Below are 22433 nucleotides of genomic sequence, written 5' to 3' on the forward strand. Positions count from 1 at the left end.
TTTACGAAATTTTGTGTACCCCTGAGGAGGCTATTTTAGAAACGTGGATATCGAAATCTATCCCTGTTTTACTATAAATTGTTTTAATGGTTTCGGCAACTTGCTTGGCCATCTCTTTGCCTTTGCTCAATGCAAAAATAGAAGGGCCAGAACCAGAAATGCCAGCTCCTAAGGCGCCAGTTTCTTTTACGCTATCGGTAACTTTTTTAAATTCTGGTATTAATATGGAGCGTATAGGCTCAATTATATGGTCTTCTAACGAACGGCCAATTAAATTATAATCTGAAGTGTATAGGCCAGCGACCAAACCACCCATATTGCCCCATTGTTTAATACCCTGAGAAAGGGTAAAGGTATTTTTAAGAATTTTTCTAGAGTCTGAAGTTTTTACTTCTATTTGTGGATGCACTACGGTTGCATATAATTCTGTTGGAGTGGGTATGGGTATTATATCTAATGGGCTGTAACTGCGTACTAAAGTAAAACCCCCAAAGATAGCTGGGGCCACATTATCTGCATGGGCCACGTTACTGGCTAATTTTTCGCCCTGCATGGCAAACGTGGTTAGTTGGGTAAAATTAAATGGATTGTCTAGTAAGATGTTCATGCCCACTACAGCACCTGCAGCACTGGCAGCACTACTGCCAATGCCACTACCCGGTTTTATTTTTTTATGGATTTCAATTTCAAACCCGCCATGATAATCAGATGCTTCCAAAAAGGCCAAGCCTGCTACACCTGCTACATTGTTTTCTGTTGCCAGGGGTAAATCTTGACCGGTAATTTTGGTGATGGTTATACCGGGTTTCTTTTTTTTACGAATTATCATTGTATCCCCAACAGATGCTAAAGCTAGGCCAAGAACATCAAAACCACAGGAAACATTGGCAATTGTGGCAGGGCAAAAGAGTTGAATTTCTTCCATACCTAAAAATTACCAATTCTAACAATATCCGCAAAAATACCAGACGCCGTTACATCTGCTCCGGCACCGGCTCCTTTAATTATCAAAGGTTGTTGAGGGTACCTTTCTGTATAAAATAAGACAATATTGTCACTGCCTTCCAAATTATAGAAATCATGCCCTTGCGGAATTTCTTGTAAACCAACCTTTGCTTTGCCATTTTCAAATTGTGCTACATATTTAAGTTTACACCCTTTATCGGCAGCATTTTTATAGCGTTTTTGAAAATCAGATTCGTACTTGACCAAAGTATTAAAAAAGGCTTCGTTAGAATTGGTTTGTAAACTCTCTTCTGGTAGAAAGGCTTCGTTTTCAATATCTGTTAATTCCAAATGGTAGCCACTTTCTCTAGCAAGTATCAGAATTTTACGGGCAACATCAATTCCACTTAAATCTATTGTAGGGTCTGGTTCTGTATAACCCTGTACTTGTGCTTGTTTTACAACATCATGAAAAGTGGTTTCGCCATTAAAATTATTGAATACAAAGTTTAAACTACCAGAAAGTACAGCTTGTATTTTCTTCACTTTATCGCCAGAAACAATTAAATGTTTTAGGGTGTCTAAAATGGGTAAACCCGCCCCAACGTTGGTTTCAAATAAAAAAGGTGCGTTGTATTTTTTAGCTAATTGCTTAAGTGAAAGGTAATTTTGATATTCGCTAGAACAGGCAATTTTGTTGCAGGTAACCACAGAGATACTATTCTTTAAATAGTCGCTATAGGTAGCCGCAACGGTTGCATTGGCCGTATTATCTACAAATATGCTGTTGCGATAGTTTAGTTCTTTAATTTTTGAAATAAATGCTTCTTGGTTGGCTATGGTTCCAGAATCCAAGGTGTCTTGCCAATTAGACAAATCTATACCCCCTTCTTGAAAGACCATTTTTCTAGAATTGGCAATACCTATAACACGTACATTTAGTTTTAATTCCTTTTTTAAATAGCTATGTTGTTGCTGTAACTGTTGTAATAATTTGGAACCAACGTTACCACAACCCATAACAAAAAGATTCAACTGCTTTATGTTTTCTTCAAAAAAGGCTTCATGCAATGCATTTAATGCCTTTTTTATATCTTTTTTATCGATTACGGTAGAGATATTACGCTCAGAAGCACCTTGAGCTATAGCCCTAATATTCACGTTATTTTTCCCCAAGGTAGAAAACATCTTACCACTTAACCCTTGATGACTTTTCATGTTATCGCCTACTAAGGCAACAATAGCTAAGTCTGTTTCTACTTTAACTGGGTGAATTTTTTTGGAAGCGATCTCATATTCAAACGCAAGATTTACCGCTTTAGAGGCGTTAGCTACATCCTTATCTGCAATACCAATGCAAATAGAATGTTCCGAAGAGGCTTGGGTAATTAAAACTACACTTACTCCAATTTGGCTTATAGTTTCAAAAAAACGTTTGGAAATCCCTGGTATACCTACCATTCCGGGGCCCTCTAAAGATAACAGGCTAATGTTGCCTATATGGCTTATACCTCTTACGGTTTTACCTTCTCCATTGGTGTTCTTTGTAATTAAAGTTCCTTCTTGTTCTGGTTCAAACGTATTTTTTATAACTATGGGTATTTCTTTGTTTAAAACCGGTTGTATGGTAGGAGGGTAGAGTACTTTGGCACCAAAGTGCGACAACTCCATAGCTTCTTCATAAGATATATGTGCAACACATTTAGCTTGCTTTACCAATTTTGGATTGGCAGTATACATACCACTAACATCTGTCCAGATTTCTAAAATTTCACTATTTGTAGCTGCGGCTAAAATGGCCGCGGTAAAATCAGAACCACCTCTACCTAATGTTGTGGCATCTCCATCTTCTGTTGCTGCCACAAAACCGGGCACAACGGTAATTTTATGCGAATTGTTTTCAAAAAATGCTGCAACTTGTTCATTGGTCTTGCTAAAATTTACGGATGCGTTACCAAAATTGTCATTGGTAATTATAAGTTCTCTTCCATTTTTGAGAATCGCATCTAAACCTTCGGCCTTAAAATGTTCACTTATTAAATAAGAAGAAAGCAATTCGCCATAACTTACCACTTTATCAGAAAGGCGTTGAGTGGTTTCACCAATTAAAAAAGCCCCTTCTAGTAAGGTTTCCAAATCGTTTAGTTCACTTTTTACCTTACTAATTAGTCCGCTATGTATGGCAACAGGAAATAGTAATTTTATAGCATTAAAATGTCTTTCTTCTATTTGAGAAAGAATTTCTTTATAGCCAATTTCGTTTTTGGCAGCTAGGTCTAAAGCGTTTAATAATAAATCGGTAACGCCACCAAAAGCAGAAACTACCACTACAGTAGGTACTTGGTTTTGCGAAACTATATCTTTTACTAGTTTTATATTATTGGCATTGGCGACAGAAGTGCCACCAAATTTTAGGGTTTTCATATGAAATGAAATTTAGATTTAAACGAATTTAATTGAAATATGGACGGAAAGTATATAGATAGATTACCCCAAAGGGGTTGTAGTGGTAATTGTGCGGAAGTTGAAATTACCATGGGAAAAAGTTGTTTTAATGTCCGTTTGCTTAAATTGCATGCTTCAATTATCTACACCAAAAGTAGTGTATAGCAAATAGGCATCAAATAGATTCGTCTTATTTTTACGATATTATCAATTTAACACAAGCATTCTTATATAATGAAAATTTTATCTGCAAAACAAGTACATGAGGCTGACAATTTCACAATACAGAAATACGGAATTACCAGTGATATGCTTATGGAACGGGCTGCTGACCAAGTTTTTAACTGGATACATAGTAGGTTGCAAGGCAATCCTATAAAAATTCATGTCTTCTGTGGAATTGGCAATAACGGAGGGGATGGGTTGGCTGTTGCTAGGATGCTTAAAGAGCATGATTACAATGTAGTGGTCTACGTGGTAAATTATAGTGAAAAACGCTCCAAGGACTTTTTGATAAACCTAGACCGTTTAAAAGAACGTAAGCTATGGCCAGAATTTATAGATGAAAATTTACATTTAACCTCAATTGGTAAAGACGATGTGGTTATAGATGCAATTTTTGGTATAGGCCTAAATAGGGATCCAGAACCATGGGTCGTAAAAGTGTTAAGCCATATTAATGCTTCTGGAGCTTTTGTGTTAAGTGTGGATATACCTTCCGGATTATTTATGGAGCAAGCTCCATCAAGCGAAGAAAATGTGATTAAAGCAGATGTTGTATTAAGTTTTCAGACGCCTAAGCTTTCCTTCTTTTTACCAGAAACGGCAAGTTATTTGAACCACTGGGAACTTTTGGACATTGGGTTAGATCCTGAATTTATTTACAATGCCCCTACTGAATACCAATATATTGGTAAGCCTGAGGTGGCTGCATTGTATAGGCCAAGATTAAAATTTTCCCATAAAGGAACTTACGGTCACGCATTAATTGTTGGTGGTAGTTATGGTAAAATTGGGGCTGTACAATTAGCTGCAAAAGCTACATTAACGGTAGGGGCCGGTTTGGTTAGTACTTATGTTCCTGCCTGCGGTTACATGCCCTTACAAACTGCCCTGCCAGAGGTTATGGTAATAACAGATGAGCAAAATAAGCAGATTAGCGCTGTTGAAGTACCTGAAAAAGTGAACGTAATTTGTTTGGGAATGGGTTTAGGGCTACATGATGATACAAAAATAGCACTGACCAATTTTTTAAAGAAGAATAAATTACCGCTGGCTTTAGATGCTGATGCTTTAAACTTGTTATCCGCTAATAGGCAATTATTAAAATTGGTGCCAGAGGGTTCTGTTTTTACTCCACACCCAAAAGAATTTGAACGGTTGGTAGGTACGTGGTCCAGTGATTTTGAAAAGTTGGAAAAGGCCAAAAAATTTAGTGCGCAAACCAAAAGTGTGTTGGTCTTAAAAGGTGCACATACTATTTGTTTTTACAATGGTGTTGGCTACATTAACTCTACTGGAAATCCCGGAATGGCCACAGGAGGGTCGGGAGATGTATTGGCCGGAATGGTCACTGGATTAATAGCTCAGGGTTATGATGTTTTGGCGGCAAGTGTTATGGCAACTTATTTACACGGTTTATCTGCAGATATAGCTGTTACTACTATAGGGTATGAAGCGTTAACAGCAAGCAAAATTATTGAGGGTATTGGTGCCGCTTTTGTGGAATTGTTCAAACGTGAACAGCCACAACAACAAGGTCAACAACAACAAGAGAGAGCGGAGCAATAAGATTTTTTTATTTCTTCTTGGCTTTTACCTTTTTCTGAGCCCAAACAACCGCGTTTTCATATTCTATAAAAAACTCCATTTGTTTTTTATAGAATAGTTTTTCTATCTTAAAGTTGTGCATGTCTATTTCTTTTTTTGAAACAACGGCCAGTGCTTTAAGGTTATCTAGTTCTCTTAAGTACGTGTAAATTATTGGGTCTATAGCAAAAGAATTTTTTCTATAACTAATATATGCAAAGGGCCTTTCCCTAAAATGGATTTCTGTAATTCCAATAAGTTGATACAAACGCTCGAGAGTTAAGGTAGTACCCTCGTTAAAATGCGAAACAATATAGTCTTCAAAGACTTGTATTATGCCCGCATCCAAGTGGTACTCGCGCACGACCACCTGTTTCTTTGCTGCCCCAAATTTCATTTGCTCTTATTATAGTGTCTCAAGAGCAAAACTATAAAGGTGAGGTACGGTCTTGAAATTTATTAGATTAAAAGCAGATTTAGCTGGACAAATGTTAAAAAAAATGAACTTTTATCGATTTTAGACGCAACCATAAAAAAAGGACTGCATCAGCAGTCCTTTTCAAAAAACTTTTAACCTAACTTTTTAGTCTTCCTTTGTTTCAGAAGATTTTTCGGCTTTATTTATTTTTATGGTCAACTCTTCTTTGTCTTTGTTTAAGTCCATAAAAATGCTATCGCCCTCCTCTAGGTTTGCATTAACTATTTCTTCTGCAAGGGCATCTTCAATGTATTTTTGAATAGCTCTTTTTAAAGGTCTGGCACCGTATTGCTTATCAAAACCTTTGTCTGCAATGTAATCTTTAGCTTCTTCTGATAGCGTTAAATCGTAGCCAATATCTTTTATACGTTTGAACAATCTGTTCAACTCTATGTCTATGATTTTATGGATATCTTCACGTTCTAATGCATTGAATACGATAACATCGTCAATTCGATTTAAGAACTCAGGAGCAAAAGCTTTTTTAAGTGCATTTTCTATAACACTTTTTTGATGACTATCTGCTTGTGCCTTCTTTGAAGCTGTTCCAAAACCAACACCCTGTCCAAAGTCTTTAAGTTGTCTGGCCCCTATATTAGAGGTCATGATTATAATGGTATTTCTAAAGTCTATTTTTCTACCTAGACTGTCAGTAATAAAACCATCATCCAATACCTGTAACAACATGTTGAATACATCTGGATGGGCTTTTTCTACCTCATCCAACAAAACAACAGAATAAGGTTTTCTTCTTACTTTTTCGGTTAATTGCCCACCTTCTTCGTAACCAACATATCCTGGAGGCGCACCCACTAATCTTGATATGGCGAATTTTTCCATGTATTCGCTCATATCTATACGAATCAGCGCGTCTTCAGAATCAAATAATTCTCTTGCTAGAACTTTTGCTAGTTGGGTTTTACCCACACCTGTTTGTCCTAAAAAGATAAAAGAACCAATAGGTTTGTTCGGGTCTTTAAGACCTGCTCTATTTCGTTGTATAGCTTTAGCTACTTTTTGTACAGCTTCATTTTGGCCAATTACAAAATCCTTGATAAGGCTTGGCAGTTCTGCAAGTTTGTTGCTTTCTGTTTGGGCAATCCTGTTAACGGGAATTCCGCTCATCATACTTACCACGTCTGCAACATTATCTTCCGTAACCGTTTCCCTATTAAGCTTGCTTTCTTCTTCCCATTGTTCTTGGGCAGATGCTAGATCTTTTTCTAAACGTTTCTCATCATCCCGTAGTTTAGCAGCTTCCTCATATTTCTGCTTTTTAACTACGCTATTTTTAAGCTCCCTTACATCTTCTAATTGTTGTTCTAATTCTAGAATTTGCTTGGGAACGTCCATATTAACTATATGAACGCGAGAACCAGCTTCGTCCAAGGCATCTATAGCTTTGTCTGGTAAAAAACGGTCTGTCATGTACCTGTTGGTCAGGTTAACACAAGCTTTAATGGCATCGTCCGTGTAGACCACATTATGGTGGTCTTCGTATTTGCCTTTAATATTCATTAGAATTTCTATGGTTTCATCTACAGAAGTAGGTTCTACCATAACCTTTTGGAATCTTCTTTCTAAGGCACCATCCTTTTCAATATATTGGCGGTATTCATCTAGTGTAGTGGCACCAATACATTGAATTTCGCCACGAGCCAATGCTGGTTTAAACATGTTAGATGCATCTAGACTTCCGGTTGCACCACCAGCACCAACAATGGTATGAATTTCGTCTATGAAAAGAATAATATCATCATTTTTCTCCAACTCGTTCATTACCGCTTTCATTCGCTCTTCAAACTGTCCACGATATTTGGTGCCCGCAACCAATGAAGCAAGGTCCAAGGTAACAACACGTTTGTTGTATAAAATCCTGGAAACTTTTTTATTGATAATGCGTAAGGCCAAACCTTCTGCAATGGCACTTTTACCTACACCAGGTTCCCCAATCAAAAGAGGATTGTTCTTTTTACGTCTGCTCAGAATTTGAGACACACGCTCAATTTCTTTTTCCCTACCCACTACTGGATCTAGTTTGTTATCTTCGGCAAGGCGGGTAAGGTCCCTACCAAAATTATCTAGAACAGGGGTCTTGGATTTTTTGTTGCCTTTTGCTTGTCCAGAAGAACCAAAGGTGCTTTCCTTTCCATCTCCTAAATCGTCAGGTTCTCCAGGGAAAGATTCTGCCCTTGGTGAATCTGTAAAATCATCGTCGCTTGTTATCATAGACTTAAATTGCTCTTTTACGTTATCATAATCAACTTTTAGTTTATGGAGCAATTTGGTTGTAGGATCGTTTTCGTTCCTTAAAATGCACAATAGCAGGTGTGCGGTATTAATAGACGAACTTTGAAAAAGTTTAGCCTCTAAAAAAGTTGTTTTTAAAGCTCTTTCTGCCTGTCTAGTTAAATGTAGGTTTTTTTTATCTTTTTGTGTGGTACCTGCACTGGGGTTTGCGGGGCTTAATATTTCTACCTTCCTCCTCAAATGATCCAAGTCCACATCTAGGGCATCTAATATGTTTATTGCTTTGCCATTACCGTCTCGCAATAATCCCAACATCAAATGTTCGGTGCCAATAAAGTCGTGCCCTAAACGCAGGGCTTCTTCCTTACTGTAAGCAATCACATCTTTTACCCTTGGTGAGAAATTATCATCCATAGCTTATCTTTTCCGAACTTAAAATTAATAAAAGTATTGCAACCCTGTCCAAATACCGTACCTATATTCGATAAAGAAGTGCTAAATCACGGAAAATGTCAGGGTTTTGTAAAAACTTTAACGAAATACTTCTTCATAATATTGAACTGGAAGTGTTAATAATTTTTTTAATAAAGAAGTTTGTCAGTTCCTGTAAGGCGGCAATTTTTGGTATATTGCCACGATATTTAAACTGCAATTAAATTTAGCAAAATAAGTATGGCTGAAGGAGAAAAATTAATACCGATCAACATCGAGGACGAAATGAAATCTGCCTACATTGATTATTCAATGTCGGTCATTGTGTCACGTGCCCTGCCAGATGTTAGAGACGGTCTTAAACCGGTACACCGTAGAGTACTTTTTGGAATGCATGAATTGGGTGTAAGGTCTTCTAGTTCTCACAAGAAATCTGCGCGTATTGTTGGGGAGGTATTAGGTAAATATCACCCGCATGGCGATACATCTGTATATGACACCATGGTGCGTATGGCCCAAGAATGGAGCTTGCGTTATATGTTGGTAGATGGTCAAGGTAACTTTGGTTCCGTAGATGGCGATAGCCCAGCGGCAATGCGTTATACAGAGGCCAAAATGCGTAAGATATCTGAAGAGATGTTGGCAGATATTGATAAAGATACCGTAGATCACCAACTAAACTTTGACGATACCTTAAAAGAACCTACTGTTTTACCCACACGTATACCCAATTTATTGGTAAACGGAGCTTCTGGTATTGCTGTAGGTATGGCTACCAACATGCCACCGCATAACCTATCTGAAGTTGTGGATGGTACCGTAGCGTATATAGACAATCATGATATAGAAATAGACGAATTAATTACACACATTAAAGCGCCCGATTTTCCTACTGGAGGAATTATCTATGGCTATGATGGTGTTAAGGAAGCTTTTCATACCGGCCGTGGGCGTGTAGTTATGCGTGCCAAGGCTTCTTTTGAAGAAGTACAGGGTAGGGAGTGTATCGTTGTTACGGAAATACCTTATCAGGTTAACAAGGCAGATATGATCAAGAAAACTGCCGATTTGGTCAATGATAAGAAAATAGAGGGTATTTCTACCATAAGAGACGAGTCCGATAGAAAAGGTATGCGAATCGTATACATGTTAAAACGCGATGCCATACCAAACATCGTACTTAACATGCTGTACAAATACACGGCATTACAATCTTCTTTTAGTGTAAATAATATTGCATTGGTCAATGGTAGGCCCAAATTATTGAACCTAAAGGAAATTATCCATCACTTTGTAGAGCACAGACATGAAGTGGTGGTGCGTAGAACGCAATATGAACTAAAAAAAGCAGAAGAGCGCGCCCATATTTTAGAAGGATTAATCATCGCTTCTGACAATATTGACGAGGTAATTGCAATAATCCGTGGTTCTTCTAATGTAGAGGAAGCTAGAAATAGCTTAATGGAGCGCTTTAAATTAAGCGAAATACAAGCTAAGGCCATTGTAGAAATGCGTCTTAGACAGTTAACGGGTCTAGAACAAGATAAGTTAAGGGAAGAGTACGATGAGTTGATTAAAACCATTGAAGACCTTAAAGATATCTTGGAAAAGAAAGAGCGTAGAATGCAAATCATTAAAGATGAATTGCTAGAGGTTAAAGACAAGTATGGCGATGCCAGACGTTCAGAAATTAATTTTGCCGGAGGCGATTTAAGCATAGAGGATATGATACCAGATGAACAAGTGGTAATCACCATTTCTCATGCAGGTTATATCAAAAGAACATCACTTTCTGAATATAAAACACAAAATAGAGGTGGAGTAGGCCAAAAGGCTTCCAACACTCGTAATGAGGATTTCTTGGAACATTTGTTTGTAGGTACCAACCACCAATATATGTTGTTCTTTACTCAAAACGGAAAGTGTTTCTGGATGCGTGTTTATGAAATTCCAGAAGGCAGTAGAACCTCTAAAGGAAGAGCAATACAGAACCTAATCAATATAGAGTCAGATGATAAGGTTAAAGCGTTTATCTGTACGCAAGACCTAAAAGACGAAGATTACGTCAACAGCCATTACGTAATTATGGCAACCAAAAAGGGTACGGTTAAAAAGACTTCTTTGGAGCAATACTCTAGACCAAGACAAAACGGTATCAATGCCATTACTATTAAAGATGGAGACGAATTGCTAGAGGCAAAATTAACCACTGGTACCAGTCAAATCTTCTTAGGATTAAAATCTGGTAAGGCTATTCGTTTTGAAGAAAGTAAAACCAGACCTATGGGTAGAAATGCCTCTGGTGTACGTGGTATTACATTAGCAGATGATAAAGACGAAGTTATAGGTATGGTATCGGTAAACAATTTTGAAGACAACATACTAGTAGTTTCAGAAAATGGCTATGGTAAACGGTCGGATATTGAAGATTATCGTATAACCAATAGAGGTGGTAAAGGTGTAAAAACTATTTCTATTACTGATAAGACGGGTGGTTTGGTAGCTATAAAGAATGTTACCGATTCTGATGATCTAATGATTATTAATAAATCCGGTATCGCTATACGTTTAAGTGTAGAAGATTTAAGGGTTATGGGTAGAGCAACCCAAGGTGTTAGGCTTATAAACCTAAAAGGAAAAGATTCTATAGCGGCTGTAGCAAAAGTGATGAAAGATGAAGATGCCGTAGAAGATGTTGATGTTATGGATATAGAGGTGAAATCTGAAGATGGCACGGCTATTGATAATAAGACAGACGAAAACGGTTCTGAAGAAGCGTCCAATCCGGATAACGAATAAAAAAGAGCCTAATAAAGATTAATAAACACTAAATTAAAATTACAAATTAAGAAGATGAAACGTAAAATGTTAGTGCTACTTGCAATGGGAGTTTCCCTTGTAGGTGTTGCCCAAAAAGATGAAATAAAAACTGCTGCAAAAGCGATGAAAACTGGCGATGCTGCTGGTGCTAAAACAGCGTTGATGAGTGCTTCTGGTAGTATTTCTGGTGCAGATGAAAAATTACAAGCACAATACTATGCCCTTCTAGGTGACGCTCATGCTAAATTGTCAGAATTTGATCCTGCAATCGAAGCTTATAAGAAAGCAATTAGTATAGAAGAGGCTAGTGGTAAGAAGAAGTACTCTGCGGAAATAGAGCAAAAAATGTCTCAAATGTCTGCAGATATGGTTAATTCCGCTGTAGAAGACAACGCAAATAAAAATTTTAAATCTGCGGCAAAAAAGTTATACCAAGTTTATAACATGAGGCCGCAAGACACCATCTACCTTTATTATGCTGCTAGTAGTGCTGTAACTGCGGGTCCTGATAACTATGATCAAGCCATTAAGTATTATGAAAAGTTAAAAGAAATTAACTATGATGGTAGCGGTGTAAAATATACTGCTGTAAATGTGGCTACTGGAGAAGTTGAAGAGTTGGACCAGAATACCCGTGACCTATACATAAAAGCCGGTACCCATAAAGATCCTAAAGATGAAAAAACCGAATCTAAAAAGGCAGAAATTGTTAAAAACATTGCCTTAATATACCAAGAACAAGGTAAAAACGATGAGGCTTTAGCTGCTTACGAAGATGCGATTGCTAGCAATCCAAATGACGTTAATTTGGTATTGAACAAAGCAAATCTTTATTACTCAATGGGTGATAAGGATAAGTTTAAAGAATTGATGGCCCAAGCTTCTGAAATGGATCCAGATAACGCTGATTTGTTGTACAATATTGGTGTTATTAACATGGAGCAAGGAAATCTTGAAGAGGCACGAGCTGCCTATAAAAGAGCCTTGGAAATTAATCCAGATTATACTAACGCACAGCTTAATTTATCTACATCTTACGTAAATGAAGGTAATGCTTTAATTGACGAGATGAATACCTTGGGAACTTCTAGGGCAGACACCCAACGCTATGATGAACTAAAGAAGCAAAAAGATGATTTGTTTAAAAAGGGTGCCAAAATTTTAGAAGACGCATTAAAGCAAAAACCTAATAACGAAGGGATTTTGGCTCAGCTAAAGAACATTTATGGTGCTTTAGGTGATAATGAAAACTTTATGCGAATTAAGCAAATGATGGAGTAAGGATTACTTTGTCTTATACAGAATAAAAAAGCCTCGTTTTAAACGAGGCTTTTTTATACAATCTTTTTAATGACCCTAAGTTGATGGGAATAGCGGTTTTCATCCGTGTTGAAAATACCGGTATGGTCAATACGGTCTATGCGTACTTTATGGTGGGCGTGAATAATATAGTTGTCTTGTAGAATTATTCCAACGTGATTTATATTTCCTTCGCTGTCATCAAAAAAGGCCAAATCACCAGGTTCACTTTCTTCTATAAAACTCAAGGCTTCACCCTGTTTTGCCTGTTCTTGGGTTGTTCTAAGCAATTTAAGGTTATTTAGTCTGTATACCATTTGGGTAAATCCAGATGCATCCGTGCCTAAAGGAGTTTTACCACCGTTTAAAAAAGGCGCATTCAAAAATAGGAAAGCGGTTTTGACCAATTCTTGCTTAGCGGTAAACACGGTTGGCGCTTCTTCTTCATAAGTGTGTTGCAATAAAGGCGCTACATCTAATCTAGAGCCAAGGACCACAGGTTGTAACACATCTTTTTTAGTAGATATGTAAGTAAACAAATCTTGTGATAAAACACAGGTGTGCTGTTCCTCTATGGCCAAGAAGGAATTTTCTTCAATTTTGGTTATTTGCCCATTAAGAACCCAGCCTTCTATGCCGTCAAATCTATTTTGTACGCGGCACCAATATTTACGTTCTTCCTTAATCTTAAAATGATCACCGTAAATAAGTTGGGTGATCATTTCAGCTGTATTGTCTGGGTTTATCCTTACCGGGATAACACTTAAATGTGCCAGTCCATATTGCATGTATATTAGTATTACAGACGTTCCAGAACCAATGCGGAAGCACCACCGCCACCATTACAGATACCTGCTGCTCCTAGTTTGGCATTGTTTTGTTCTAGTACGTTTAAAAGGGTAACTACAATTCTTGCTCCGGAGCATCCTAAAGGATGTCCTAAAGAAACTGCACCACCGTTTACGTTTACATTACTATCATTTAATCCTAAAAGCTTCATATTGGCCAAAGCCACTACAGAAAAAGCTTCGTTAAATTCAAAATACTCAATATCCTCTATTGCCACGTTGGCTTTTGCCAATGCCTTTGGTAATGCTTTTGCCGGGGCTGTAGTAAACCATTTTGGTTCTTGTGCGGCATCAGCATAACCTGTTATTTTAGCCAATGGTTTTAGATTCAATTCCTTGGCTTTTTCGGCACTCATTAAAACCAAAGCGGCAGCGCCATCATTAATGGTAGATGCATTGGCAGCTGTTACTGTTCCTTCTTTAGTAAAAGCTGGGCGTAAAGCTGGTATTTTCTCCATTTTTACGTTTTTGTACTCTTCGTCTTCATCGATTTTGATTGCATCTCCACGACGCTGAGGTACTTCTACCGGTACTATTTCATTCTTAAACTTGCCATTATCCCATGCGGCCTTAGAACGGTTATAAGACTGTATGGCGTATTGATCTTGGTCTTCCCTTGTAAAGCTATATTCGGCAGCACAGGCATCTGCACAAACCCCCATGGCTTGTTGATCATAAACATCTACCAAACCATCTTTTTGCATGCCATCTACTAGGGTAGCCGAGCCAAATTTGGTGCCAGTGCGCATATGTACGTAATGTGGAATTTGGCTCATATTTTCCATACCGCCAGCAACTACAATATCCAAATCGCCCAAAGCAATACTTTGTGTGGCTTGCATAATGGTTTTCATGCCAGAGGCACAAACCTTATTTACCGTTGTACAAGGAACGCTATCTGGAATACCAGCATAAATTGCCGCTTGTCTTGCGGGCGCTTGCCCTGTCCCCGCTTGTACTACGTTACCCATTAGTACCTCTTGTACCATTTCTGGCTGCAAGTTTATTTTATCCAATGCTCCTTTAATTGCAGTTGCGCCTAATTTAGGTGCAGGAATGCTGCTTAAAGCACCCATAAAACTACCAATTGGTGTTCTAACCGCAGAAACAATGACTACTTCTTTCATGTCTTTTTCAGTTTGTGCCACGAAAATAGTAAATAAAGAGAAATGATGCGGTAAACTTTGCTAGTCCACGTTGCGTTATAATTTTCTATTTTTGAAGATAACCAATCTATAAAATGGCAAACGCTTTAGATAATCTATATAAAAACCAATCCCTTATTTACAAGTATATTCTATATGCCATTTCGGTTGGATTGATTGTTTTTTTCTTTCCTAGAGGCGGAAAATTTAAATTTGATTTTCAAAAAGGAAAAGCTTGGCAATACGAGAACCTTTATGCCCCTTTTGATTTTTCCATACGTAAGGGCATTGAAGAAATTGAAGCCGAAAAAAAAGAATTGCTGCTTAATAAGGCTGCATATTATGTATTTGATCAAAGTATATACAATCAAGTTCAAAAACGATTTGCCAATGATTTTGCCGATGTATTTGATGCTGCAAACTACAATACCAGTGAAAGAGAAAAGTTATTTAAGCTAGGAGAAGCGCTTCTAACTTCTATTTACAGAATAGGTGTTTTTAGAGACAACAAGATTACAGGGCAACCTTATTTAGTTAAAAACAATGAAGCTACTTTAATTCGTAAACATCAAATTATTACCATAGGTTCTGCTGCTGTTTTTCTAGATAATAATTTAGATGCCAACTTGCCTAAAGAACAGCGCACGCAACTTTTAAATGTTTTAGAAGGCGTTATTAAAGCTAATGTTGGTTATGACAAAGAATTATCTGATAAGGCATACGCAGATGAGCTAAGCAAGGTTTCTTTTACCCGGGGTTCCATACCAGAAGGGAAATTATTGATAGCAAAAGGTGAGGTAGTAGATGCAGATAATTTTCTAGTATTGGATTCCTTACGTTCTGAGTACGAATCTGAAGTTTGGAGTAGGGATAACTACTATTATATTTTAATGGGCTATGCCGTTCTGGTGGCCTTGGTGCTTGTAATGTTGCTTTTATTCTTAAAAAAATATAGACCAGATATCTTTGAAAATAACATAAAAGTTACTTTCATTTTTTTTAATGTATTGTTGATGGTTTTTATCACCACCTTGGTGGTAAAACGTATGGATGGCTACGTCTACATAGTACCCTTATGTATATTGCCCTTGATCTTAAAAAACTTTTTTGATGCTAGATTGGGATTGTTCGTACATGTACTTACTATATTGATTTTAGGGTTTGTGGTACCCAATAGTTTTGAATATATTTTTCTACAGATTATAGCGGGCATCGTAACCATCTTAACTGTTTCTGAGTTATACAAGCGTGCCAATCTATTCATCTCTGTTGGCCAGATAACCCTCATTTATATTCTAGGTTATTTTGCATTCCACATTATCCATGAGGGAAATATGGATAATATACAATGGTTTACCTTTTTAATATTCCTTTTAAATGGGATGCTTACCTTATTTGTGCAACCGTTGATTTATTTATACGAAAAACTTTTTGGATTGGTATCGGATGTTAGCTTACTCGAATTATCGGATACCAACTCTAAACTACTAAAAGAGTTGGCTAACAAAGCGCCAGGAACATTTCATCATTCCTTACAGGTAGCTAACTTGGCCGAAGCAGCAGCCAATGAAATTGGTGCCAATGCAATGTTGGTTAGAGTAGGGGCGCTATACCATGATATTGGAAAAATGAACAAGCCCACTTTTTTTACGGAGAACCAGATAACCAATGTAAACCCGCATGACGATTTACCTCCTAAGGAAAGTGCAAAAATTATAATAGACCATGTAATCCAAGGTATAGAATTGGCTAGAAAGAATAACCTGCCAGACCGTGTTATCGATTTTATACGAACCCATCATGGAAATTCGTTAGTGTATTATTTTTTTAAAAAGCAATTAGATTTGGAACCAGAAACGGACGAGGACTTTTTTAGATATCCAGGTCCTATGCCCTTTTCTAAGGAAACCGCTATTTTGATGATGTCAGATGCCGTAGAAGCGGCCTCAAAAAGTTTAAAGTCGCCAACCTATACCATTATCAATGATTTTGTTGAAAAAATAATACAAGGACAATTAAAAGCAGACCAATTTATTAATGCGGACATTACACTAAAGGAAATAGAAATGGTAAAAAAAGTGCTTAAAAAGAAGCTAACCAACATTTATCATTTACGTGTAGAATACCCAGAATAAGGCAGTTATAAATTTTATCTAAAAAAAGCGGTTAAAATAGTTGCATTGTATATCAACTTATGGTATTTTTGCGACCGCATTTTTAGAGACGTTCTTATAAAAATATTGGAGAGGTGCCGGAGTGGTAACGGAGCAGATTGCTAATCTGTCAGCGCGTAAGTGCTGCCTGGGTTCGAGTCCCAGTCTCTCCGCTTTTTTTCCAAATAATGATAACCTTCGGGGTGTAGCGTAGCCCGGTTATCGCGCCTGCTTTGGGAGCAGGAGGTCGCAGGTTCGAATCCTGCCACCCCGACAAATTATAGTATCAATCTATAACAAAAACCTGTTAATCGTATGATTATCAGGTTTTTACGTTTTATAGGATATCAAAACAAATCAATTAATCCCAATAAAAACGTCAACGAATAGGTCAACAAATTTAAAACTATAAAAGTGTTGACCTATTTGTTAAAACGCCAATTACGTTGACTAAATAAATGTATATTTATAAGTGATTTGACTTTCGTCTGATAACAAAATAAATGTTAACTAAAAGACGAAAACATGAAGACATCTTCAACATTCAGTATTCTCTTCAGGGCAGATTTTTCCAGAGTCAAGGACAATCAGGTATCACTTTATGCTAGAATCACGGTAAAAGGTAAACGGGCGGTCATCAGTTTAAAAAGAAAAGTTTTGATCTCCGATTGGGATGTACATAAAAACCGAGCTAAAGGGACTGGCCAAAAATCGAGAATACTAAACAGCTATTTGGACGAAACCTATAACCTTCTTTTTAATTCTTATCGGGATTTGATGGCCGGTAACAAGCTAATTACCGCGCAGGCTATAAAAGCTCGATACTTGGGAAAGGATGAAAATAATCATTCCATTCTGAACATTATCGCCTATCACAATGAGGATATGAAAGGTAAGCTGAAATGGGGTACCCACAAGAACTATTATACTACCCAAGGCTACATTTCGAAATTCCTTTTAAAATCTTATAAAACCTCCGATATATACTTGAAAGAACTGGATTATAACTTTATAACGCAGTTTGAAAAGTACCTTAGAAATTATATCCCGGAGGATCATCAACAACGAATGGGGAACAATACTGTGATGAAGCATATTGAGCGATTCAGGAAGTTGGTGAACCTATCCATAAAGTTAGGATGGATTGAACGAGATCCCTTTGCGAACTTCAAGGCGAAGTTTATTAAAAATGAGCGGGGTTTTCTAAGTTTACTGGAGCTGAAAGCAATAGAAGACAAATCATTTACGACTACAAGGTTACAGCTGGTAAAAAATTTGTTCGTGTTTAGTTGCTATACCAGTATGAGTTATATCGATGTAATTAATTTGACAGGAGAAAACCTCTGTATTGGAATTAATGGAGAACTCTGGATTTATTATCGGCGAGAAAAGACCACGAAACCTATCCGCGTTCCGTTATTGCCAAAAGCATTAGAAATTGTTGAGAAATATAAGAGTAATAAGAAATCTATTTCCCAAGGCACTATATTCCCTAAAATCAATAACCAAAAGCTAAACTCTTATTTAAAGGAAATTGCCGATGTCTGTGGAATTAATAAGAACCTTACCTTTCATATCGCCCGGCATACCTTCGCAACAACGGTAACTTTGAGCAACGGTATGCCAATCGAAACCGTCTCAAAACTATTAGGGCACACTAGGATATCCACTACCCAAATTTATGCAAAGGTTATAGAACGTAAGGTAAGTGATGATATGCAACAATTAAGAGCTCAATTCAACGACATTGATAGTAAACCCCCTTCCAAACTATCAAATTAAGCTAAAAATCAAAAGACCAAATCGAATAGATTTGGTCTTTTAATTTCTATCGCAGGATACCTGTTCTCAAATTTTTGTTTGTAAAACCACCTTTCTACTTCCTTTCAGCTCCTTTAATTCCAGCTGCAACTTTTCATTATCCCCCAATACAAATTTAGGAAGTACATAAACAAAACGTTGTGAAAACCTATCCAATACTTGGTATTTTTTGATGATAAATCACTTCCTGTTTCAAACCTTGGAAAGAAGCTCTTCGTTTCTTGTTTCCATTGGTTCAATACACATTCAAATAGTCAATTTCAAAATTAATTCCGGAATTGTTCTGAACCTCTATAACCAAATAGACTTCGGAACCATCATAGACCATTTTTTGTAGCTGTAATTTGATGCCCATTTGGCGTTTGGCTCTAATAGTCTGATAATTGGATTTCAGCAGGTAGTCGCAAGCTCTTTGAAAATAGGCTATCCGATTTTCATCACTTATGAGAGGTTGTTTTACCTGCTGTATTGGCTGTAGTGCTGGGGCCTCGTTTCCTATACTTTCTTCTTCGTTTATGAAATAGTTCAACTTGGAAAGTTTTTCGGAATATTTCAAAATATACGAATATACCTTACCATCACTGGTTACGGCCAGTAGATTACTCTCCAAACCCGGCTTTGCCTGTAGCAATCCTAAGTGTTGCTCCTTTTCCAAATTATAAGTGAATATAAAATGAGAGGCGCCTGTAATAGATTGCCGAATTGGGCTAGGGAAGAACATAGCAACATTTTTTTGGTCATTGGCGTAAATAGTGTCCAAAGGTTGCTGTGCAGATATGGAAATCCAAGAGGTTAACAGTAAAATAAGAAGCGTATCTTTCATGGCAAGGTGGTTTTAGTTGAACTGAAAATTGTTTTTTTGTTTCGATATTTTTATAATGAGCTGGTAGTTATCCAATACGGTAACTCTTACATTTCTTTGATTGCGACGGAAAACATTTTTGATACCGCTTACTTGTGGTACACCAGGAATATTAATGTCCTCGACCATATCGCCTATTAGTTCATTTGTGATTTCTGCACGAAAACTATTTTCGATATAGATGCCTTCGCTACCATCCTGAAAATCGTGTGCTTTCAGTTTTACCGGCTTATGATTTATATGTTCAATATCAATGATGGTACGATTTGGCTTAAAACTTACAAATCCATAAATAGGAGTATTTTTAGCGTAGTGCTCTTCATAAATATTTGCGGCTTTGTTTAAGCGTATCTGCAGCCTGTAATTGTTTTTGACCGTCTGATTACCGTCAACACGAACATAAATGAACGGGTCAGTTTTCAGGGAATTCAAATCATCATTTTCAATGGGGTGCGAAGCAAAAAAGAGCTGATGCTCCAAGCCCAATTCCCTTAATACTACTTCCGTTCCTTTTTCTTCGATAGCGATTGTGGTGTCTTTTATCATATCCTGAGCAGATTTTAAGGGACCCTTATCGGTAGTGATGTTTTCGAACTTTCTTTTATAATATTGAATTTGACCTTGTTGATAGATATTATCAACAATTCGCATCTTTTCTTTATCCAATAAATCGGGGTCATAGACTCCTGTGGAGTCCAACAGGCGTTCATCATAGATGCTTGGGGCATTGTACTCAAAAAATCTTTTGCCATAGTACAGCATTGCTGAAAAAAACCAATATCATTCCCACCAACAATGCCCACATTGGCAATCGATTTATAATCTTCTATGTTTTTTGTAAGATGGGTGGGATATTCTTTAATTTTTGGTTGTACTTCTGATAGTGCATTTTTGTAGTTACTTGGAACAGGATGTTTGCTTTGGACTATAAGGTTGTCCCTAGGATTGGATTGGAAAAGGCTCCCAAGTAAATACGTCATTATCCACGTGGATAAAGGGTTATTTTTGCAGTTCAATGATCTTTATTTTACCCAAAATCCATAGCTATGATCTTACTTTTCAAAATCGTTCAGCATTAAGGAAACATCTCCATAGGGCAGTCCCAACTAATTGATCAAAATGTCATATCCATGGTCATCGGTATACAAATCAACATTGGAATTCTCCCTTCTCAAGGTCAACAAGCTCAAACAGGTGCTCATCAAAAAATACTTGTACTCCAGCCAACCCCCAAATTTTCTGTTGTTGCTGAAGTCTTGTTTGTGTTTATGTAAACTGGGTTTGGATCAGAATGAATGGATGATTTTCATATAGTTAAGTTATGGTAAGAAATAATATGACGTTGATATTAGAGTGAAATTTATGGCATTGTATCGGCCTGTATTATTTTTTTTACTTTTGAAAGTGCTGAGGCGATTACTTGGTGCATATCATAATATTTATATTCTGCTAAGCGCCCTCCAAAAATGACTTTTTCTTCCTTTTTTGCCAATCTTTGGTACACACCGAGTCTCTCCATGTTCATTCTATCATTTATTGGATAAAAAGCTTCAGAGCCTAAGGACCATTCTTGTGGATATTCTTTGGTTATTACTGTCCCCTTTTGCTTCCCAAATTCAAAATGTTTATGTTCGATTATTCGTGTATATGGAACATTGAGATCAGTAAAATTTATTCCGGCTACCCCTTGATAATTTGGCAGGTTCAGATATTTATGCTCAAATCGTAAACTTCTGTATTGCAAATGCCCAAATTTGTAATCATAGAACTCATCCAATTTGCCCGTAAACACTACACGATCTGTAATTTGGATAAGTTCATTGCGGTCTTTAAAGAAATCGACTCCTGTCCTTACCTCAATACCATCCAAAAGACCATCGATTAATTTATTATACCCTCCAATTGGAATTCCTTGATATGTATCATTGAAATAATTGTTGTCATAGGTGAATCGAACAGGCAACCGTTTGATGATAAACTTTGGTAGTTCCTTGGCCTTTCTCCCCCATTGCTTTTCTGTGTATCCTTTAATGAATACATTATAAATATCGGCTCCTACCATACTAATAGCTTGATCCTCAAGGTTTTGTGGTGCTGTAATATTTTCTTTTTCAATCTGTTCCTTAATCTTTTTCTCCACCTCCTTGGGATTGCCTATTTTCCATAATTGGTAAAACGTGTTCATATTGAAGGGCAGGTTGAATAACTGTCCCTGATAATTAGCAAGTGGGGAATAGATAAAGTTGTTAAACTCTACAAATGAGTTTACATAATCCCAAATTCCTTTATCATTTGTGTGAAAAATATGCGGACCATATTTATGTACATTTATTCCTTCTACAGATTCACAATATACATTGCCCCCTTTATGGTCCCGTTTCTCGATGACCAGACATTTTTTTCCCATTTTAGTCATTTCATGGGCAAACACTGAGCCAAATAGTCCAGATCCGACAATTAGAAAATCATACTTTTTCATTTAGGTACTGTATATATCATAGCTTAAATCATGTTTGGTCATATACTCATGCAGTTCCTCCCTATTGTCCGATTGTACGGGACGGGTATGATTAGAACCGATATCATCGATAATAGCCATATTCATTTGAGTATAATCAAGAATTATGCCCCAATGAAAATCTATGCCCCAACCACTCTTAGTCTCATTAAAGGTAAAGAGCACTTTCTTCAAAGCCTCTTGGGAAAAGCAAGGTTGCATAATTTCAATAAAATTGGTATAACGGAGTATAGAATCCTTATGTTTTGTAGTATGGGGGTAAGAATAAAATGAATTGGCTATTGCTGGCTGTGCCGATGCCAACTGGTACTTATCCATAAGATTGAATAATTTTTTAATACTGGAACTATCAATCGAAATATCGTCATCAGGCATGTATATATAATTATACCTATCTATTAAATCTGGATTCCTGGAAAGGTAGTCATAAATCAATTTAAACTTATATCCCTTGTCTGTAGTAACATAAGGGGTGTCATTCTTGTACAAGCCATATGAATCATCGTAAATGATCAAATGAAGGTCAAACTTGGAGTTTTCATCAACCCATTCTCGGTGTAAACTTGATTTGCCCACCGCTGCCATCACACAATTTTCATTCATAAGTA

At 37.1% G+C, this 22433-nt stretch carries 14 protein-coding genes, 2 tRNA genes and 3 pseudogenes; 7 read left to right on the top strand and 12 right to left on the bottom strand.

The window, feature by feature from the left end; genetic code table 11:
* Position 1: 1 nt before the first annotated feature.
* On the bottom strand, positions 2 to 925 hold the full coding sequence (locus BUL40_RS09245) for a homoserine kinase (RefSeq protein ID WP_080319023.1): 924 nt from the start codon (positions 923 to 925) through the stop codon (positions 2 to 4).
* A gap of 2 nt (positions 926 to 927) precedes the next feature.
* On the bottom strand, positions 928 to 3369 hold the full coding sequence (thrA, locus tag BUL40_RS09250; protein ID WP_080319024.1) for a bifunctional aspartate kinase/homoserine dehydrogenase I: 2442 nt from the start codon (positions 3367 to 3369) through the stop codon (positions 928 to 930).
* 255 nt (positions 3370 to 3624) lie between these two features.
* Here thrA and BUL40_RS09255 point away from each other — a divergent pair, with 255 nt between their 5' ends.
* Positions 3625 to 5181 carry an NAD(P)H-hydrate dehydratase gene (locus tag BUL40_RS09255; protein ID WP_080319025.1) on the top strand — a complete coding sequence of 519 codons (1557 nt, stop codon included), beginning with the start codon at positions 3625 to 3627 and terminating at the stop codon, positions 5179 to 5181.
* 7 nt (positions 5182 to 5188) lie between these two features.
* Here BUL40_RS09255 and BUL40_RS09260 read toward each other — a convergent pair whose 3' ends face one another.
* Positions 5189 to 5596 carry a hypothetical protein gene (locus BUL40_RS09260; RefSeq protein ID WP_010519696.1) on the bottom strand — a complete coding sequence of 136 codons (408 nt, stop codon included), beginning with the start codon at positions 5594 to 5596 and terminating at the stop codon, positions 5189 to 5191.
* Positions 5597 to 5782: 186 nt separating this feature from the next.
* Positions 5783 to 8341, bottom strand: coding sequence for an ATP-dependent Clp protease ATP-binding subunit (locus tag BUL40_RS09265; RefSeq protein ID WP_010519695.1), 2559 nt, complete (start codon positions 8339 to 8341; stop codon positions 5783 to 5785).
* A gap of 258 nt (positions 8342 to 8599) precedes the next feature.
* Here BUL40_RS09265 and gyrA point away from each other — a divergent pair, with 258 nt between their 5' ends.
* Together gyrA and BUL40_RS09275 are read left to right on the top strand one after the other, a co-directional pair.
* The gene (gyrA, locus tag BUL40_RS09270; RefSeq protein ID WP_080319026.1) at positions 8600 to 11158 is read left to right on the top strand and encodes a DNA gyrase subunit A; all 2559 of its coding nucleotides are present in this window, start codon (positions 8600 to 8602) and stop codon (positions 11156 to 11158) included.
* A 54-nt stretch (positions 11159 to 11212) separates the two neighbouring features.
* Positions 11213 to 12460, top strand: coding sequence for a tetratricopeptide repeat protein (locus BUL40_RS09275; protein WP_080319027.1), 1248 nt, complete (start codon positions 11213 to 11215; stop codon positions 12458 to 12460).
* Positions 12461 to 12513: 53 nt separating this feature from the next.
* Here BUL40_RS09275 and BUL40_RS09280 read toward each other — a convergent pair whose 3' ends face one another.
* Together BUL40_RS09280 and BUL40_RS09285 are read right to left on the bottom strand one after the other, a co-directional pair.
* Positions 12514 to 13266, bottom strand: coding sequence for a C40 family peptidase (locus BUL40_RS09280; protein ID WP_010519692.1), 753 nt, complete (start codon positions 13264 to 13266; stop codon positions 12514 to 12516).
* 11 nt (positions 13267 to 13277) lie between these two features.
* Complete coding sequence (locus BUL40_RS09285; RefSeq protein WP_080319028.1) at positions 13278 to 14453, bottom strand: acetyl-CoA C-acyltransferase; 1176 nt, start codon at positions 14451 to 14453, stop codon at positions 13278 to 13280.
* A 113-nt stretch (positions 14454 to 14566) separates the two neighbouring features.
* Between BUL40_RS09285 and BUL40_RS09290 the strand changes: the two genes are divergently transcribed.
* The 4 genes from BUL40_RS09290 to BUL40_RS09305 all read left to right on the top strand — a co-directional run bounded on the left by BUL40_RS09290 (position 14567) and on the right by BUL40_RS09305 (position 18406).
* Positions 14567 to 16606: an HD family phosphohydrolase gene (locus tag BUL40_RS09290; RefSeq protein ID WP_080319029.1), complete on the top strand. Its 2040-nt coding sequence runs from the start codon at positions 14567 to 14569 to the stop codon at positions 16604 to 16606.
* A 107-nt stretch (positions 16607 to 16713) separates the two neighbouring features.
* Positions 16714 to 16797 (top strand) — tRNA-Ser (locus BUL40_RS09295).
* A 26-nt stretch (positions 16798 to 16823) separates the two neighbouring features.
* A tRNA-Pro gene (locus BUL40_RS09300) sits at positions 16824 to 16898 on the top strand.
* Between the two features lie 251 nt (positions 16899 to 17149).
* Complete coding sequence (locus BUL40_RS09305) at positions 17150 to 18406, top strand: site-specific integrase (protein WP_080319030.1); 1257 nt, start codon at positions 17150 to 17152, stop codon at positions 18404 to 18406.
* A gap of 66 nt (positions 18407 to 18472) precedes the next feature.
* Here BUL40_RS09305 and BUL40_RS09310 read toward each other — a convergent pair.
* The 6 genes and pseudogenes from BUL40_RS09310 to BUL40_RS09325 form a co-directional block, all read right to left on the bottom strand.
* A pseudogene (locus BUL40_RS09310) lies at positions 18473 to 19268 on the bottom strand (DUF4138 domain-containing protein).
* Positions 19269 to 19280: 12 nt separating this feature from the next.
* Positions 19281 to 20069, bottom strand: a complete 789-nt coding sequence (traM, locus tag BUL40_RS09315; protein ID WP_080319031.1) for a conjugative transposon protein TraM — start codon at positions 20067 to 20069, stop codon at positions 19281 to 19283.
* Positions 20070 to 20095: 26 nt separating this feature from the next.
* Positions 20096 to 20287, bottom strand: a pseudogene (locus tag BUL40_RS15935) (hypothetical protein); the annotation flags it as partial.
* A gap of 126 nt (positions 20288 to 20413) precedes the next feature.
* A pseudogene (locus BUL40_RS15940) lies at positions 20414 to 20551 on the bottom strand (DUF6734 family protein); the annotation flags it as partial.
* Between the two features lie 116 nt (positions 20552 to 20667).
* Positions 20668 to 21786, bottom strand: coding sequence for a UDP-galactopyranose mutase (glf, locus tag BUL40_RS09320; RefSeq protein ID WP_080319032.1), 1119 nt, complete (start codon positions 21784 to 21786; stop codon positions 20668 to 20670).
* The gene (locus tag BUL40_RS09325; RefSeq protein ID WP_080319033.1) at positions 21787 to 22428 is read right to left on the bottom strand and encodes a DUF707 domain-containing protein; all 642 of its coding nucleotides are present in this window, start codon (positions 22426 to 22428) and stop codon (positions 21787 to 21789) included.
* Positions 22429 to 22433: the final 5 nt, after the last annotated feature.

The organism is Croceivirga radicis, assembly GCF_002072105.2.
GTDB lineage: Bacteria > Bacteroidota > Bacteroidia > Flavobacteriales > Flavobacteriaceae > Croceivirga > Croceivirga radicis.